The sequence below is a fragment of the Streptomyces sp. NPDC002055 genome (assembly GCF_040296705.1).
GTDB lineage: Bacteria > Actinomycetota > Actinomycetes > Streptomycetales > Streptomycetaceae > Streptomyces.
Genome location: NZ_JBEOXS010000005.1, coordinates 20,896 through 33,804 on the forward strand (window position 1 = coordinate 20,896; position 12,909 = coordinate 33,804).

12 protein-coding genes are annotated in these 12,909 nt (G+C 74.3%); 5 read left to right on the forward strand and 7 right to left on the reverse strand.

Features of this window, described 5'->3' with window-relative positions; translation table 11 throughout:
- Positions 1–33 precede the first annotated feature (33 nt).
- The gene (locus ABT112_RS03835; protein ID WP_351505203.1) at positions 34–1,101 is read right to left on the reverse strand and encodes a TAXI family TRAP transporter solute-binding subunit; all 1,068 of its coding nucleotides are present in this window, start codon (positions 1,099–1,101) and stop codon (positions 34–36) included.
- Between the two features lie 139 nt (positions 1,102–1,240).
- Positions 1,241–3,565 (reverse strand): ATP-binding protein, encoded by a 2,325-nt coding sequence (locus ABT112_RS03840; RefSeq protein ID WP_351505205.1) that lies wholly within the window; start codon positions 3,563–3,565, stop codon positions 1,241–1,243.
- 455 nt (positions 3,566–4,020) lie between these two features.
- On the opposite strand from ABT112_RS03840, the gene ABT112_RS03845 reads away from it, so the two are divergent.
- Together ABT112_RS03845 and ABT112_RS03850 are read left to right on the forward strand one after the other, a co-directional pair.
- The gene (locus tag ABT112_RS03845; RefSeq protein ID WP_351505207.1) at positions 4,021–4,701 is read left to right on the forward strand and encodes an alpha/beta fold hydrolase; all 681 of its coding nucleotides are present in this window, start codon (positions 4,021–4,023) and stop codon (positions 4,699–4,701) included.
- Positions 4,702–4,714: 13 nt separating this feature from the next.
- Positions 4,715–5,149: a hypothetical protein gene (locus ABT112_RS03850; RefSeq protein WP_351505210.1), complete on the forward strand. Its 435-nt coding sequence runs from the start codon at positions 4,715–4,717 to the stop codon at positions 5,147–5,149.
- A 180-nt stretch (positions 5,150–5,329) separates the two neighbouring features.
- Here ABT112_RS03850 and ABT112_RS03855 read toward each other — a convergent pair whose 3' ends face one another.
- Positions 5,330–5,728: a VOC family protein gene (locus tag ABT112_RS03855; protein ID WP_351505212.1), complete on the reverse strand. Its 399-nt coding sequence runs from the start codon at positions 5,726–5,728 to the stop codon at positions 5,330–5,332.
- 91 nt (positions 5,729–5,819) lie between these two features.
- Between ABT112_RS03855 and ABT112_RS03860 the strand changes: the two genes are divergently transcribed.
- Complete coding sequence (locus ABT112_RS03860; RefSeq protein ID WP_351505214.1) at positions 5,820–6,824, forward strand: helix-turn-helix transcriptional regulator; 1,005 nt, start codon at positions 5,820–5,822, stop codon at positions 6,822–6,824.
- 49 nt (positions 6,825–6,873) lie between these two features.
- Here the strand turns inward: ABT112_RS03860 and ABT112_RS03865 are convergent, their stop codons facing one another.
- Positions 6,874–8,823: a LuxR C-terminal-related transcriptional regulator gene (locus ABT112_RS03865; RefSeq protein WP_351505216.1), complete on the reverse strand. Its 1,950-nt coding sequence runs from the start codon at positions 8,821–8,823 to the stop codon at positions 6,874–6,876.
- Between the two features lie 586 nt (positions 8,824–9,409).
- Between ABT112_RS03865 and ABT112_RS03870 the strand changes: the two genes are divergently transcribed.
- Positions 9,410–9,925, forward strand: coding sequence for an ATP-binding protein (locus tag ABT112_RS03870; protein ID WP_351505218.1), 516 nt, complete (start codon positions 9,410–9,412; stop codon positions 9,923–9,925).
- Between the two features lie 200 nt (positions 9,926–10,125).
- Here the strand turns inward: ABT112_RS03870 and ABT112_RS03875 are convergent, their stop codons facing one another.
- Positions 10,126–10,839, reverse strand: coding sequence for a bleomycin resistance protein (locus ABT112_RS03875; protein WP_351505220.1), 714 nt, complete (start codon positions 10,837–10,839; stop codon positions 10,126–10,128).
- A gap of 77 nt (positions 10,840–10,916) precedes the next feature.
- On the opposite strand from ABT112_RS03875, the gene ABT112_RS03880 reads away from it, so the two are divergent.
- Positions 10,917–11,915 (forward strand): hypothetical protein, encoded by a 999-nt coding sequence (locus tag ABT112_RS03880; protein WP_351505221.1) that lies wholly within the window; start codon positions 10,917–10,919, stop codon positions 11,913–11,915.
- A gap of 190 nt (positions 11,916–12,105) precedes the next feature.
- Here the strand turns inward: ABT112_RS03880 and ABT112_RS03885 are convergent, their stop codons facing one another.
- Both ABT112_RS03885 and ABT112_RS03890 read right to left on the reverse strand, forming a co-directional pair.
- Positions 12,106–12,522 (reverse strand): hypothetical protein, encoded by a 417-nt coding sequence (locus ABT112_RS03885; protein WP_351505223.1) that lies wholly within the window; start codon positions 12,520–12,522, stop codon positions 12,106–12,108.
- A gap of 148 nt (positions 12,523–12,670) precedes the next feature.
- Positions 12,671–12,853 (reverse strand): hypothetical protein, encoded by a 183-nt coding sequence (locus ABT112_RS03890; protein WP_351505225.1) that lies wholly within the window; start codon positions 12,851–12,853, stop codon positions 12,671–12,673.
- Positions 12,854–12,909: the final 56 nt, after the last annotated feature.

Below are 12,909 nucleotides of genomic sequence, written 5' to 3' on the forward strand. Positions count from 1 at the left end.
CGCCGCGCTCCGGCCGCCGGAGCGCTCGGCAGGTCAGCCGTAGGCGGCCCGGTAGTGGGCGACCGCGCCCGGGTGGAGCGGCACGTCGCCGGTGGAGACGGCGAAGCGGGGCTCCAGCCGGGCGCCCGCCGTCACCTCGCGCAGCAGGTCGCGCCGCCGGTCGAAGACCAGCCGGAGGAGGTCGCGCGCGGCGCGTTCCGGCACGTCGGCCCGGGCCAGCAGGTAGTTGCCGACGCCGATGGTGCCCACCGGCGCCCGCATCCCGTACGCCCCGGCCGGGAGGGTGACGGCCGAGTAGACGGCGCCGTGGCGCTCGCGCAGCGGACGGACGAAGCCGTCCAGCGGCAGGAAGCGCAGCGGAAGGGTGCGGGCGAGTTCCGCTAGCGCGGGCGTCGGCACGCCGCCGGACCAGATGAGCGCGTCGACCGTGCCCTCGCGCAGCGCCCGCACGGACTCGGCGAGGCCGAGCGGACGCGTCCGCACCGCCCGGTCCCCGGTCAGCCCGGTCATCCGCAGCAGCCGCCGCGCCAGCACCTGGACGCCGGAGCCCGGCGCTCCGGCGGCGACCGGCCGCCCGGCGAGGTCCTGGACGGTGCGGACCGGCCCGCGGGCGGGGACGACGAGGTGCGTGTAGTTCACGTACACCCGGGCCAGCGCCCGGACCGGGACCGGGCGGGAGAACTCCGCCTCACCGTGCACCGCGTCGGCGGCCACATCCGCCATGGCCAGCGCCAGCTCCGCCGAGCCCCGGTCCAGCCGGCGCAGGTTGTCGACGCTCGCCGCGGTGCCCACGGGGACGACCTCCAGTCGCTGCCCGCTCGCGGAGAGGGCTTCGGCCAGCGCCTGCCCGAAGGCGTGGTACGGCCCGCCCCGCGGTCCGGTGGCCATCCGCAGCCGCCGTACCGGGCCGGACTTTGACGAGCACCCGGCCAGGACGGCGGCGAGGCCGCCGACTCCGGCCCCCAGCACGCTGCGGCGGCCGGGCCCGCGACGCGGCCCGGCGCCGGCCGGCAGCGCGGGCCTTGCCGGGGCCGGAGCGGCGGGCGCCGGAGTCCGGCCCGCCGCACGGCTCCCGGAAGCGGGCCCGTCTGCGCTGGTCACGGCGGGAGTTTAACCGCGGGTCCCGGGCCGGGGCCATGAGCGGAGACGGGGTCGCCGAACACGGTCGGTGGCCGGAGGAGCCCGCCGGACGCCGGGTCGGTGACGGGCCGCGGCCACAGGGCGCCGGCGGGACGGGAGGTCAGGCCGGGGTGCCCTCCCGGGCTGCGGGGTCGTGGTTCCGGGCCGCCCAGGCGGCGATCTGGGCGCGCGAGGTGAAGCCGAGCTTGGTGAGGATGTTCTCGACGTGGCCCTCAGCGGTGCGCCGGGAGATCGTCAGCTCGGCGGCGATCTCCTTGTTGGTCATGCCCTCCGCCACCAGTCCCGCGACCTGGCGCTCCCGGCGAGTCAGCGGTGCCGATGCCTCGCTCGCTGGCGGCGGAGCGGGGGCCCGGGACTCCTCCACGGCGTAGGAGACGGACTGCTCCAGCGTGAGCCGGGCGCCGGCCCGGACTGCGGCGGTGTACGGGGCGTCGCCCAGCTCGGCGCGCAGGGCCGCCTCGCACCGCTGGTGGCCGGCCTGCAGATGGCCGAGCCCGGTGAGCGCGGACCCGGCGACCCGCCAGGTCGCGTCGGCCGCGCCCAGCAGCGTCGCGGCCCGTTCGCCCTCGCCCGCCGCGGCCGCGCACCAGCCCAGGACCTCCAGGCACTGGGCCACACCCCACTGGTCGTGGGAGAGCGGCTTGTCCCGCAGCGCGTGCCGGACCAGGGTTGCGGCCCGCCGGTGTCCGCCGCGCCGGTAGTGGTCCAGTCCGAGGGCCCACAGCGCATGGGTGCGCGACCATTGCGCTTCGTGGGCCTCGCACAGCGCCAGGCACTCCTCGGCGTGGGCGGTGCCGGCGGGGTCGTCGGTGTTGGCGCAGAGGGTGGTGAGCATGAAGCGGGTGACCGCGGCGTTGCCGGCGTCGTCGGCCGCCCGGTGCCGTTCGAGGGCGTCCTCCAGCAGCCGTTCGGCGCGGGGGAAGTCGCCCCGGAAGAGGGCCACGAGGCCGTCGAGGTTCACCGTGGCGCGGACCAGGTCCGGGTCCTCGCCCAGCGGGGCGCCGAGCGCGCGGCACTCCGCGACGCGGGCGTCGGCCGCGTCGATGTCTCCCTGCAGGACGGCCAGCAGCCCGTCGACGAAGAGCGCCTTGGCGCGCTCCGGGCCCGACTCGGGGCCGGCGGCGAGGGCGCGCTCCAGCCACTGGCGGCCCTCGCTGAAGGACCCGAAGCCGAGCCGGTGGATCCACAGGGAGGCGGCGAGGCCGAGCGCCGCCGGGGCTCCGTCGGGTTCGCCGAGGCTGAACTCCAGGGCGGCCCGGAAGTTGGGGTGTTCGGCCCGCAGCCGGGTGAACCAGGCGAGCTGGCCGGGGCCGAACCAGGTGGCCTCGGCCTCCTCGGCGATCGTCCGGTAGTGGTCGCGGTGCCGTTCACGCAGCCGGTGTTCCTCGCCGGACGCGGCCAGCCGTTCCCGCCCGTACCGGCGCAGGGTGTCCGGCAGCCAGTACCGCATCCGGGCCCCGCGCTCCTCGTGGGCCAGGACGGACTTGTCCACCAGGCCGACGACCAGGTCGAGGACGGCGTCCGGGGCGATGCCGTCCCCGGCACAGACCTGTTCGGCGGCGTGCAGATCGAAGCCGTCCGGGAACACCGACAGCCGCGCCCACATGAGGCGTTCCTCGTCCGTGCACAGGTCGTGGCTCCAGTCGATCGCCGCCCGCAGTGTCTGCTGACGCGGCAGTGCGGTCCGGGACCCGGTGGTCAGCAGGGTGAACCGGTCGTCGAGACGCAGCAGGATGTCGGATGCGGACAGGGCCCGCAGCCGGGCCGCCGCCAACTCGATGGCCAGGGGCACGCCGTCGAGCCGGGCGCAGATCTCGTGGATGACCGCGGCGTTCTCCGCGGTGAGGAGGAAGTCGGGCCGCATCGCGGCCGCACGGTCGGCGAACAGCGCCACCGCGTCGCAGAGTTCGGGGGAGAGCGCGTCCTCGGACAGCACCATCGGCGGCACCGGGAACACGTGCTCCCCCGGCACGCCCAGCACTTGACGGCTCGTCGCCAGCACCTGGAGCTCCGGGGCCGCCTTCAGCAGGGTCGCGGTCAGTGCGGCGCCGGCATCGAGCACATGCTCGCAGTTGTCCAGCACCAGCAGCATGCGTTCACCGGCCACGTGCTCCACGAGCCGGGTCAGGGGATCGCCGATCGCCTCGTTGCCGAGCCGCAGGTGGGAGGCGACGGTCTGGGCCAGCCGGCTGCCGTCGTCCAGTGCGGCCAGTTCCACCAGCCACACCCCGCCCGGGAAGGAACGCCGCGCTTCGGCGGCGACCCGCAGCGCCAGCCGGGTCTTCCCGATCCCGCCCGGCCCGGTCAGCGTCACCAGCCGCCCGCGCGACAGCAGGACCCTGGCTTGGGACAGCTCGTGCCGACGCCCGATGAAACGCGTCATCTCGGCCGGCAGCGTGCCGGCTCCCCGGACATAGCCGCCCATGCCCACACCGTAGACGGCCGCCCGGAGACGGGCAATCCGCTCCCCCGGGCCTTGCCGTCGAGGAGACCGAGGCGTGCTCGGGTGCGCGTCGTGCTCGGATGCGCGTCGTGCTCTGGTGCGCGTCGTGCTCGGGTGCGCGTCGTGCTCGGGTGCGCGGCTTCTGTCGCGGCGACGAGCCGGGCGCCGGCCCGTCGAGCGGGAGCGGCGGGCACCCCCTCGCCGGGCCGGGGCGAGGGGGTGCGTCTCGCCCGGCGGGGCGGGCGGCCAAATATCACGGAGTCTCCGTGATTCCCGCCGCCCGCCGGCTCGGCAGTCTGGTTCCTCGTAAGGAGGCCTCCTCTCCTGGCTCGCCGCCGTGCTCCCCCGGCACGGCGGCGAGCGCCCCGGCATCCCGCGAGCGGGCCGTCGGGGCGGGGAGAGCGGGGCACGGTTCGACGACAGAGGAGTCGATGTCGGTGTCGGATGTGGTTCTGGTGCATGGGTTGTGGTCCGACGGGTCCGGCTGGAGCGAGGTCATCCCGTTCCTGCACGACGCCGGGCACCGGGTGACCGCGGTGCAGTTGCCGCTGACCTCCCTGGAGGACGACGTGGCCGCCACCCGGCGGGTGCTCGACGGCCTGCCGGGGCCCGTGGTCCTGGTGGGCTGGTCCTACGGCGGAACAGTGATCACCAATGCGGTGGTGGACGCGGCGAACGTCTCGGCTCTGGTGTACGTGGCGGCGTTCGCCCCGGAGAAGGGCGAGAGCGGCTTCCAGATCCTGCAGGGGTTCGGGGCGACCGTGGGCGAGGTGGTCCGGCCGTACGACGACGGGCTGTCCGAGGTGGACCGGAGCAGCTTCCGGGAGGTGTTCGCCGCCGATGTGCCGGCGGTGCGCGCGAGCGTGCTGGCGGCGGTCCAGAAGCCGTCCGCCCTGAGCTGTCTGGAGTCCCCCTCGGGTGAGCCGGCGTGGCACGCGATCCGCTCCTGGTATCTGGTCGCGGAGGAGGACCGGGCCCTGCCGCCGGCGGCCCAGCGCTTCATGGCCGCACGCATGGGGGCCGCCGTCGCGTCGGTGCCGTCCAGTCACTCCGCGCCGCTGTCCCGTCCCGGGAACGTCGCCGAGCTCATCATTCGTGCCGCGGTCGGCACGGCCTGAGAGGAACAGACACATGGTGCACGATTCATCAACCGCAGCCCCGTACCGGCACGTTCGGCGGGGCGGTGACGACGGACTGCTGCGGTTCTCCCTGAAGCTGGACGGCACGGTGTCCGGTCTCGTCGCGGCGCTCAGCCTGCTGGGCGCCGGGATGCTGGACCCGCTGCTCGGCCTGCCCACGTGGCTGCACTGGGCCCAGGGCGCGTTCCTGGCGGTCTACGCCGCCGGGCTCTGGTACGCGGGCACCCGCCCGGACGTCCTCCGGCCGGTCGCCGTCAGCGCCGTCCTCCTCAACGCCGTGTGGGCGGTGGGCTGCGCGGCGATCATCACGGCCGGACCGGCGTGGTTCCCCATCACCCTGCTCGGCAACGCCTACGTCGGCTTCATCGGCATCGCCGTGGTGGTGTTCGGAGCGATGCAGTACGTGGGGCTGAAGCGGGCCGGATAGCGCCCGACACGTCCCGACGGGCGGTGGTGCCACGGGTGTTGACACGTCCGGTGCCGGGCGGGGCAGCATCCGTGGCCCCGCTCGGTGCCGGACGGAGCGGCGCCTGTGGCACCACCGCCCGGTCTCCGGGCAGGCCAGCGCCGGTGGCGAAGCCGTGCCCGGCGGCCGTGCTGCCCCTCATCAAGGGGCGAACTTCTCGACGGCGGCCGGCGTGACCGGGGTGAAGAAGTTGACGAGGTTGCCGTCGGGGTCGCGGAACAGGAGCGCGCGGTTTCCCCAGGGCATCGTGGTGGGTTCGTTGACGAAGTCCTCCACGAAGCCGCTCAGGTTCCGGTACACGCTGTCGACGTCGTCGACGAGGAATTCGAGGATGACACTGCGATTGTCGGCCGGCCGGGCCGAACCGGGCGCGAACAGCGGGACCGTGCGGGTGCTGCCGATCGCGAGGGTGGCCGATGCGGTCCTGAGCTCGGCGAAGTCCTCGTTGGCCCAGGTGGCGGACACCTTGGTGGCGCGCTCGTAGAAGTCGACGAGGCGGGCGACGTCGCCGGTGATGATGCGGACGGAGACGAAGTTCATGGTTTTCTCCTGTGGCCGGTCGGTACTGGTGACGCACGCTACGACCGATACCGGGCGGAACCCACCCGGTATCGGCGGGAGAATTCCGGGCATGCCCCGCCCTCTTGCCCGCGTCCTCACCCTGCTGGAGCTTCTGCAGTCGGGAGGCATCCGGACCGTGTCCGAACTCGCCGACCGGCTGAACGTCGACGAACGCACCGTACGGCGCTACGCACAGCAACTCGTCGACCTCGATGTGCCCGTGGAGTCGGTGCGCGGCCGCTACGGTGGATACCGGCTCGCCCCCGGCTACCGCCTGCCTCCGCTCATGCTGAGCGACGACGAAGCGCTCGCTGTGCTGCTCGGCCTGGCCGCGGGCCGGCGATCGGGCCCGACGGCGACCACGGATACGGCGCGTGAGACGGCGGCGGCCAAGATCCGGCGCGTGCTGCCCGAGCGTCTGCGCCGCAGGCTCGACGCCGTGCTCGGCTCGCTCGCCTTCACGGATCCGCCCGGCACGGCAGCAGCGGCACCGGAACCTGCGGTCCTCCTCCCGATGGCCGACGCGGTGCACCACCACCGGCCGATCTCGATCCGCTACACCGCCGGCGACGGCCGGCGCAGCGAGCGCACCCTGCACCCGTACGGGATCGTCGCCCACTCGGGCAGGTGGTACGTCACGGCTGCGGATCTCCCGACAGGTGCGGACCGGACGTTCAGACTCGATCGCATCACCGGTGCGAGGATCCTGCCCGGCTCGTTCGAACCACCCGTCGGGATCGATCCGGCCGAGCGCGTCCTGACCGGGCTCGCCACGGTTCCGTACCGGCACGAGGTGGCCCTGCGCATCCAGGGAACGGCCGAGCAGATCCACACCCGGCTGCCCCCCGGCGTCGCAGTCGTGACGGAACCGCCGTCCTCGGGCAGGGCGGACCCGGGGGCCGAGGGCTGGTGTCGTGTCGAACTGCGGGTGGACCGGCTCGACTGGCTGCCCGCCGTACTCGCCTCGCTGGACCGCCCCTTCGTCATCGAAGGCCCGGATGAGCTCCACGGCCTCGTCGAGGCCTTTGCCGAACGGCTCGCGGCCTTCGCCCGGCGGAGCCCACCTCCTCCGTAGAAGGTCGGTCCCCCAGCCGGGTCACCACGGTCCCGTCACGGGCACCGGGTCACGAACCCTCGGCGCCGGGCCCGTCACCGAGCGGGGCCGCCGCGTCGAGCAGCGGCCCCAACTCGCGTCTGCCGCTGATGCCGAGTTTGCGGAAGCCGCTGGTCAGATGGTTCTCGACGGTACGCCGGGTGATGAACAGGGTGTCGGCGATCTCCCGGTTGGTGTGCCCACGGGCGGCGAGCAGCGCCACACGGCGTTCGCTGTCGGTCAGCGCCTGCACCCCGGCCTCGTGCGTCCTGCGGGGCCGGGCGCCGAAGGTCCGCAGCCGCTCGCGGGCCAGTGCGGCGAGGTCGACCGCCCCGCACTGCCGGGCGAGGACCAGTCCGCGCAGCGCCAGTTCCCGGGCCAGCCGGGCGTGACCGGCCTCGCAGCGCACCGTGGCGTACTCGACCAGCGACCGCGCGAGTTCGAGGGTGGCCCCGGCTTCCTCGAGCAGCCCGACGGAGTCCTCCAGGGGCTTCAGGCCCTGACGGCCACGGGCGGTCATACCGACGGCGCGCAGGCTGACGCCGAGGGTCCGAGGGGCGCCCCAGTCCTGGGCCTGCTCGTGTTCCTGGTGCGCCAGGCGCGCGGCCTGTCCGGGGCTGCCCAGCGCGAGGTGGGTGACGGCGGCGAGTGACCGCCACACCAGGACGGCGGGGTTGTCGCGCTGCCAGGCGATCTGGCGGCGGCCGCACTCCAGCAGGTCCTCCAGGGCCCCGGGGAGGTCGCCGTGCGCCAGGCGCAGCCGCGCCCGCGCCTCCAGCAGGTGTGCCCACTGCCAGGAGGTGCCGTACCGCTCGGGATCGGCGCCGAGCAGCAGCGCGGGGGCCTCCTCCCGCCGTCCCGTCTCCAGCAGCACCCGCAGGACCCCGGCGGCCGCCAGGGGCACCATGGCGTTGCCGCGGACGGCCGAGGCCAGGTCGAGCCAGTGGCGTCCCGCGTCGAGGGCGGGCTGGAGACGGCCGGCCCGGTAGGCCACCTCGCAGCGGCCCATCGCCAGCAGCGTCCGCGCCGGAGCGCAGTCGTGCCACTGGGTCCGTTCCGCCAGGCGGTCGAGGAAGTCCGTCGTCTCGGCCGGCCGGTCGCACCAGAGAAGGGCGAGGACGGCCAGTCCGGTCGCGGCGGCGGAGGTGTCGTCCCGGGGCGGCGACGGGTCCAGCGCGTCACGGGCGTCCTCGGCCACGGCCGCCCGGTCGGCGGGGCGGCCGACCGCCAGTGCCGCGCGGACCGCCCGGACCGCCCGTCGGTGGCCGGGGTCGCGGTCCGCGTCGGCCGTCAGCTCGGCCAGCCTGTCGGTCATCCACGGCCGCTTCTCCAGGTCGTCCAGTTCGATGAGCACACGCTGCAGACGCAGGCCGAACGAGGCGTCGTCGCACGAGGGACCGGTGGTGGCCAGCAGCCGGGCCTCGCGTTCGAGGAGTTCGCCCGCCTGGCAGCCGCGCTGCCCCCGCGCCAGGGCGTCGGCCAGTACGGGCACCACGTCCAGCCGGGCCACCGGGGTGGTGAGCTCGTCCAGCGCGGCACACAGGTGGCGGACCGCCGCCGCCGGATGAGCCGGTGCCTCGGCGCGGCCGAGTTCGGCGAGGAGCACGCCCCGCCCCGCCGCGGGCAGTTCCTCCAGTGCGCGCCGCAGGTACGTGACGGCGGCCTCGGCGTCGCCCCGTGCCGCGGCCAGGCGCGCGGCGGCACGGAGTGCACCGGCGACCCACGCCCTGCCGGCGGGCTCGGTCGCGAGCAGGTGCCCGGCGACCTCCTCCAGGGGGCCGTCCTGGTCGTGCAGGATCCGGGCGGCCCGGTAGTGCGGGCCGGAACCGTCGTGCGAAGCGGGCGTGTTGATGGGATCTCCGTGGGTGGTCGGGCGGCACGGGAGGGCCGGGTACGGCTGCGGGCCACTTCTTCGGTGCGCGAGGCACCGGGTCTGCCGGCGAGGCGCGGCACGGACGCGCAGGACGATGTGACCGATCATGTGGGCCGGCCCCGGATCCTGTGAGGGGAGAACCACCCGGAGGGATACCTGGGCGCGCGCTACCCATGGAGTGCCCGACGGCCGGTGCCGGGGCCGGTCGTCGGCCGTCCGGGCCGGCGCCGGTACGGATGTCCGGACGGGGCCTGCGCCGGGGCGATGTCCGGACGGGGCCTGCGGCCGTGCGGATGTCCGTCCGGGACCGGTGATCGGCGCGCGGAGCCGGTCGGGACCGCTCTTGCCCCGGGGCGGGGGCCGCCGGCGGTGGAGTCCCGGCACGCGAGGTCTGCGGGGAAGGGGCGGGGCCGACGGCGCTTCGGGGATCCGTACTCCCCCGGGCGGATCACCGCCGCGCGCTCCACCTGGCCCGCCGCCGCGTGTCCACCGCTGTGCCGCCGCCGGTTTCACCTACCGACGGCCTCGACGCCGGATCGGCGGAGGACGTGGCGAGCCGGAAGCGGGGAGCCGGAAGCGGGTAGTGCGTACCCGGGTAGTGGTTCGGGTATGTTCCGGGCTTCGCCCGGCGCGGGCGTTGTGCAGGGTGGAGGTGTTGTTCGTTCCCTGACGCCCTCACCTCCGGCAGACGACCATGAAGAGCACCCACTCATCGCTCGCACTCGCTCCGGCGACCGACGCCCGGCAGCGACGTCGGCCGGGCCGGGAGCAGGACGACCCGCCCAGCGGCCCGGCGGGCCTGCCGCTCACCGACCACCACACGTCGTATCGACTCGCGCACCGTCCGGAGTCGGTCCGGCACGCCCGCCAGATCGTCGGATCCGTGCTGCGCCGGTGGCAGGTCGCCGAGGACGCGGCCGCCTCGGTCCTGCTGGTGGTGTCCGAGCTGGTGACCAACGCCGTCGAGCACGCACGACCGCCGCTGGCCCTGAATGTGCTGCTCGAACACACGGGGCGGCGGGTGTGGGTCGGCATCACCGACGGCGGCCCGGCCGCGCAGCAGGGGGCCTGGGCGGCATCGTGTGCCCAGGACGAGCACGGACGCGGTCTGGCCATCGTCGACACGCTCGCCACCGCGCACGGAACCCGCCGTCACCGGCAGGGCACCACCCACTGGGCGCGCGTGCCGGCGGTGGACCGGCCCGCTTGACCGCCGCCTCGGGGTGCCACGGCACCCCCGAGGACCGAGCGCCCCCACGCGGCCTACTGGTGACTCCGAGCCCTCCGCACACGGGCCCGCGAGCCGTTTACCGACCCTCCTCCCCCGGGACCCGGTCCGCAGCGCGGCGCCGTGTGCCCGCCCGTGACGGATCGGTTCAAGGACCGGGGCTGAGGACGGGCACCGCACTCTCACGGCCCGCCGACGGTCCGCAGGTCCGCCAACCGCGCCAGCTCGGCACGGGCCGAACTCCGTTCCTCGGCGGTGAGCCGGACCGCGGCGGCGTCGGCGCAGGCGGTCGCCGCGGTCTCCTCGTCCCCCAGCCGCCCGGCGACATCCGCCCGGAGGACCAGAAGGTGCAGCAGTTGCAGGGGAGTCGGCCGTTCGTCCTCCAGGCGGAGCACACGGTCGATGACCTTCGCCGCGGCCGCCGGGTCGCCCTTCGAGTCGGCGAGCAGGGACGCATGGTGCAGCGCCCGGGCGAACGTCTCCTGAGGGGCGGGCCGGTGGTGCTGGTCCTCGCGGGTCGGCTGTCCGATGCGGAGGCAGTTGCCCGCGGGATCGGTGATCAGGAACTGCCGCACGCCGTACGACATGTCCTTCACCGGTCCGACGCGCGGGAGTCCGCGGGTGGGGATCCTCCCGTACGCCTCCTTCAGGCCGGCACGGAACGCCTGGTACAGCCCATCGACATCGTCGGTCAGGACGTAGCAGGTGCTGACCGACGCGGCCGGGTCGTACTGCTTCAGCCCGAAGAACTGGAGCTCGATGTCGCCGCGCTGCACGACGGCGTAGGGATTGGGGCTCTTCTGCTGGAAGGTCACCTCGAACCCGAGAGCCGAGTAGAAGGTGAGAACGGGCTGGAGGGACTGGCACGGCAGGATCGGAATCGTCTTCTCGCCCATGCCCATACCTTAGAGGTCATCTCTTGTGATGCTCGCTCGATGGAGGCACAGCCTGCTCCTGCAACTATCGTGCCGGCATGGGGTGCTGGACGGCGTATGCCCTGCGGGCCGAGGACGGCACGAGCTGGATCATGCGCGAGAAGTGGGGCAGGTGGGACCTCACCGACGCGACCGACCGCATGCGCCTCGTCGAGTCGGTGCTTCGCGGCGGCACGCGCGTGGGCGACGGCCGTGCCCGTGTTCTTCTGGACGGCCCCTTCTGCTGCGGCGCCGCCCTCGACCTGGTCGCCCACCGATACCGCTACTACGGCTGCGACCCGCCGGACGCCCACTACCTCGACTGCCACGCGCGGCGACGGGCGTCGGCATCGGACTGGGACGGCTGGGACGTGGAGTACGCGTGGGGCGGGCGCGATGACCTCGCCGACATGGTGGCGGGAGCCGAGCCGGCCGCCACCGAGGCCGAGACGGGCCCGGACCTGTGCGACGCGGTGCCGCTGACCTCACGGGAGGGCTGGTTCGTCGGCTGGGACCCCGGCGCGTGGCGGATCTCGGTGCTCCACAGCGAGATCATCGCCGACTTCCTCGCACCCGCTGAAGCGGTGGTGAGCCTCATCAGGGCCGATCACACGGTGCTGGACCACCAGCTGACCCTCCGCGAGGTGGTGCCATGGCTGGCCCGGCACGGCGAGTCCCTCACCGGGACGCTGCCCGCCCACGCCCCGTACCCCATGCCGATGGAAGAGACCGTCAACGCCGGCGTGGTCGTCGACGTCCCCGCGCGCCGACTGCGCTACTGGACCACGGAGCCCGTACCTTCCCGCCTCACAGCGCGCACGGCCGCCGCCTGGCCGGGATGGCGCGTCGAGCGGCTGCCGCTCGGCTTCGTCGGCCACCTGGCCGCCACCGGGCGAACCGGCGCGGACCTGCTGCTCACCGACTCCGAGCTGCGCGACCGGCGGTGGGACGAGGACCTTGTCGCGATGCGGAACACGGACCGCCGCGCGCTCCGCATCGACCCGAGAAACCTGCGCACACCGCGGGTGGAGGTGGTCGAGGAGGGCCGGGAGAGTTAGGAGTTGGCCTCATCGGCGGTACTGATCGTGGCCGTAGCCGCGGTCACCGAGCAGGGCGTCGGGGCAAGCGCCGCCGGAGGCCGGCCGCGCTTGCCCCGAACCGGCGGCACAGCCTGGAGGCGCGCTGCCGGACACCGCGGCCCGGCCCGGTCCAAGCGACAGGCCCTGGCCCCGACCTGGTCCTCCGGCGTCACCCGAACGCCTTCCTGCCGCAATAGCCGTGTGCGGCACCGAGGATTCCCGAAGCCTGCTTCCCGGTGAGCTCGAGTTCCTTCTTGGTCCTGATGGCCCGGTCGACGAGGGCCTCCCTGGGGGCGAGGCAGAACGCGTTGCCATGAGCAACGAGCACGTCATCGCTGATGCGGTCCAGCTCCGGGTAGTGCTTCCGGACCATCCTGAGGTAGAGCTCGGCCGCCAGCCCTGCCAGCCGGCGCCCTTCGGTGGGGGTCGCCGACGGGCTCCCGGACGGGGCGGCGGAGGCGGACACGGGCGCGGCAGCCGGTGTCGGCGAGGCGCTCGGCCCACGGTCACCGGACGGGCCGCATGCCGAGGCGCCGAAAGCGGCGAGCGCAAGACAGACGGTGAGCGGGGCCAGACGCTTGTACATGAATCTCCTGGTACCTAGGTGAACCGAGAGATTCTCCCCCACACCCGGCATGTTCCACGACTGCTTTTCCTCGCGGAACGGCGGGGGCTCAGGGGGCTCAACCGCCCCCTGGCCACAACTCGCTCCGCGCCGCTCGTGATCAATACACCTAGTGATAGGCACCGACGGCCGCGAGGTACAGCGCGAACACGCCGCCGACAGCGCTGCCGCCCATCGCGACCGCGACGGCCGGCGAGGCGCCGCCGCGCCAGGCGACGAAGGCGGCGGCGGAGCCGATGTGCACGGCGACGGAGAACGCCAGCAGCAGGGCCAGCAGATGAAGACCGGTCATGGATCCCCCTCGGACGGGCCCCGAGCGGGGCCGACTGCGGCGAGGCTGGACGTCCG

Coding starts and splice junctions, on each gene's coding strand:
- ABT112_RS03840 (WP_351505205.1), bottom strand. CDS start 3,565: ATGGGCGGCTATGTCCGGGGAGCCGGCACGCTGCCGGCCGAGATGACG.
- ABT112_RS03850 (WP_351505210.1), top strand. CDS start 4,715: ATGGTGCACGATTCATCAACCGCAGCCCCGTACCGGCACGTTCGGCGG.
- ABT112_RS03855 (WP_351505212.1), bottom strand. CDS start 5,728: ATGAACTTCGTCTCCGTCCGCATCATCACCGGCGACGTCGCCCGCCTC.
- ABT112_RS03860 (WP_351505214.1), top strand. CDS start 5,820: ATGCCCCGCCCTCTTGCCCGCGTCCTCACCCTGCTGGAGCTTCTGCAG.
- ABT112_RS03865 (WP_351505216.1), bottom strand. CDS start 8,823: ATGATCGGTCACATCGTCCTGCGCGTCCGTGCCGCGCCTCGCCGGCAG.
- ABT112_RS03870 (WP_351505218.1), top strand. CDS start 9,410: ATGAAGAGCACCCACTCATCGCTCGCACTCGCTCCGGCGACCGACGCC.
- ABT112_RS03875 (WP_351505220.1), bottom strand. CDS start 10,839: ATGGGCGAGAAGACGATTCCGATCCTGCCGTGCCAGTCCCTCCAGCCC.
- ABT112_RS03880 (WP_351505221.1), top strand. CDS start 10,917: ATGGGGTGCTGGACGGCGTATGCCCTGCGGGCCGAGGACGGCACGAGC.
- ABT112_RS03885 (WP_351505223.1), bottom strand. CDS start 12,522: ATGTACAAGCGTCTGGCCCCGCTCACCGTCTGTCTTGCGCTCGCCGCT.
- ABT112_RS03890 (WP_351505225.1), bottom strand. CDS start 12,853: ATGACCGGTCTTCATCTGCTGGCCCTGCTGCTGGCGTTCTCCGTCGCC.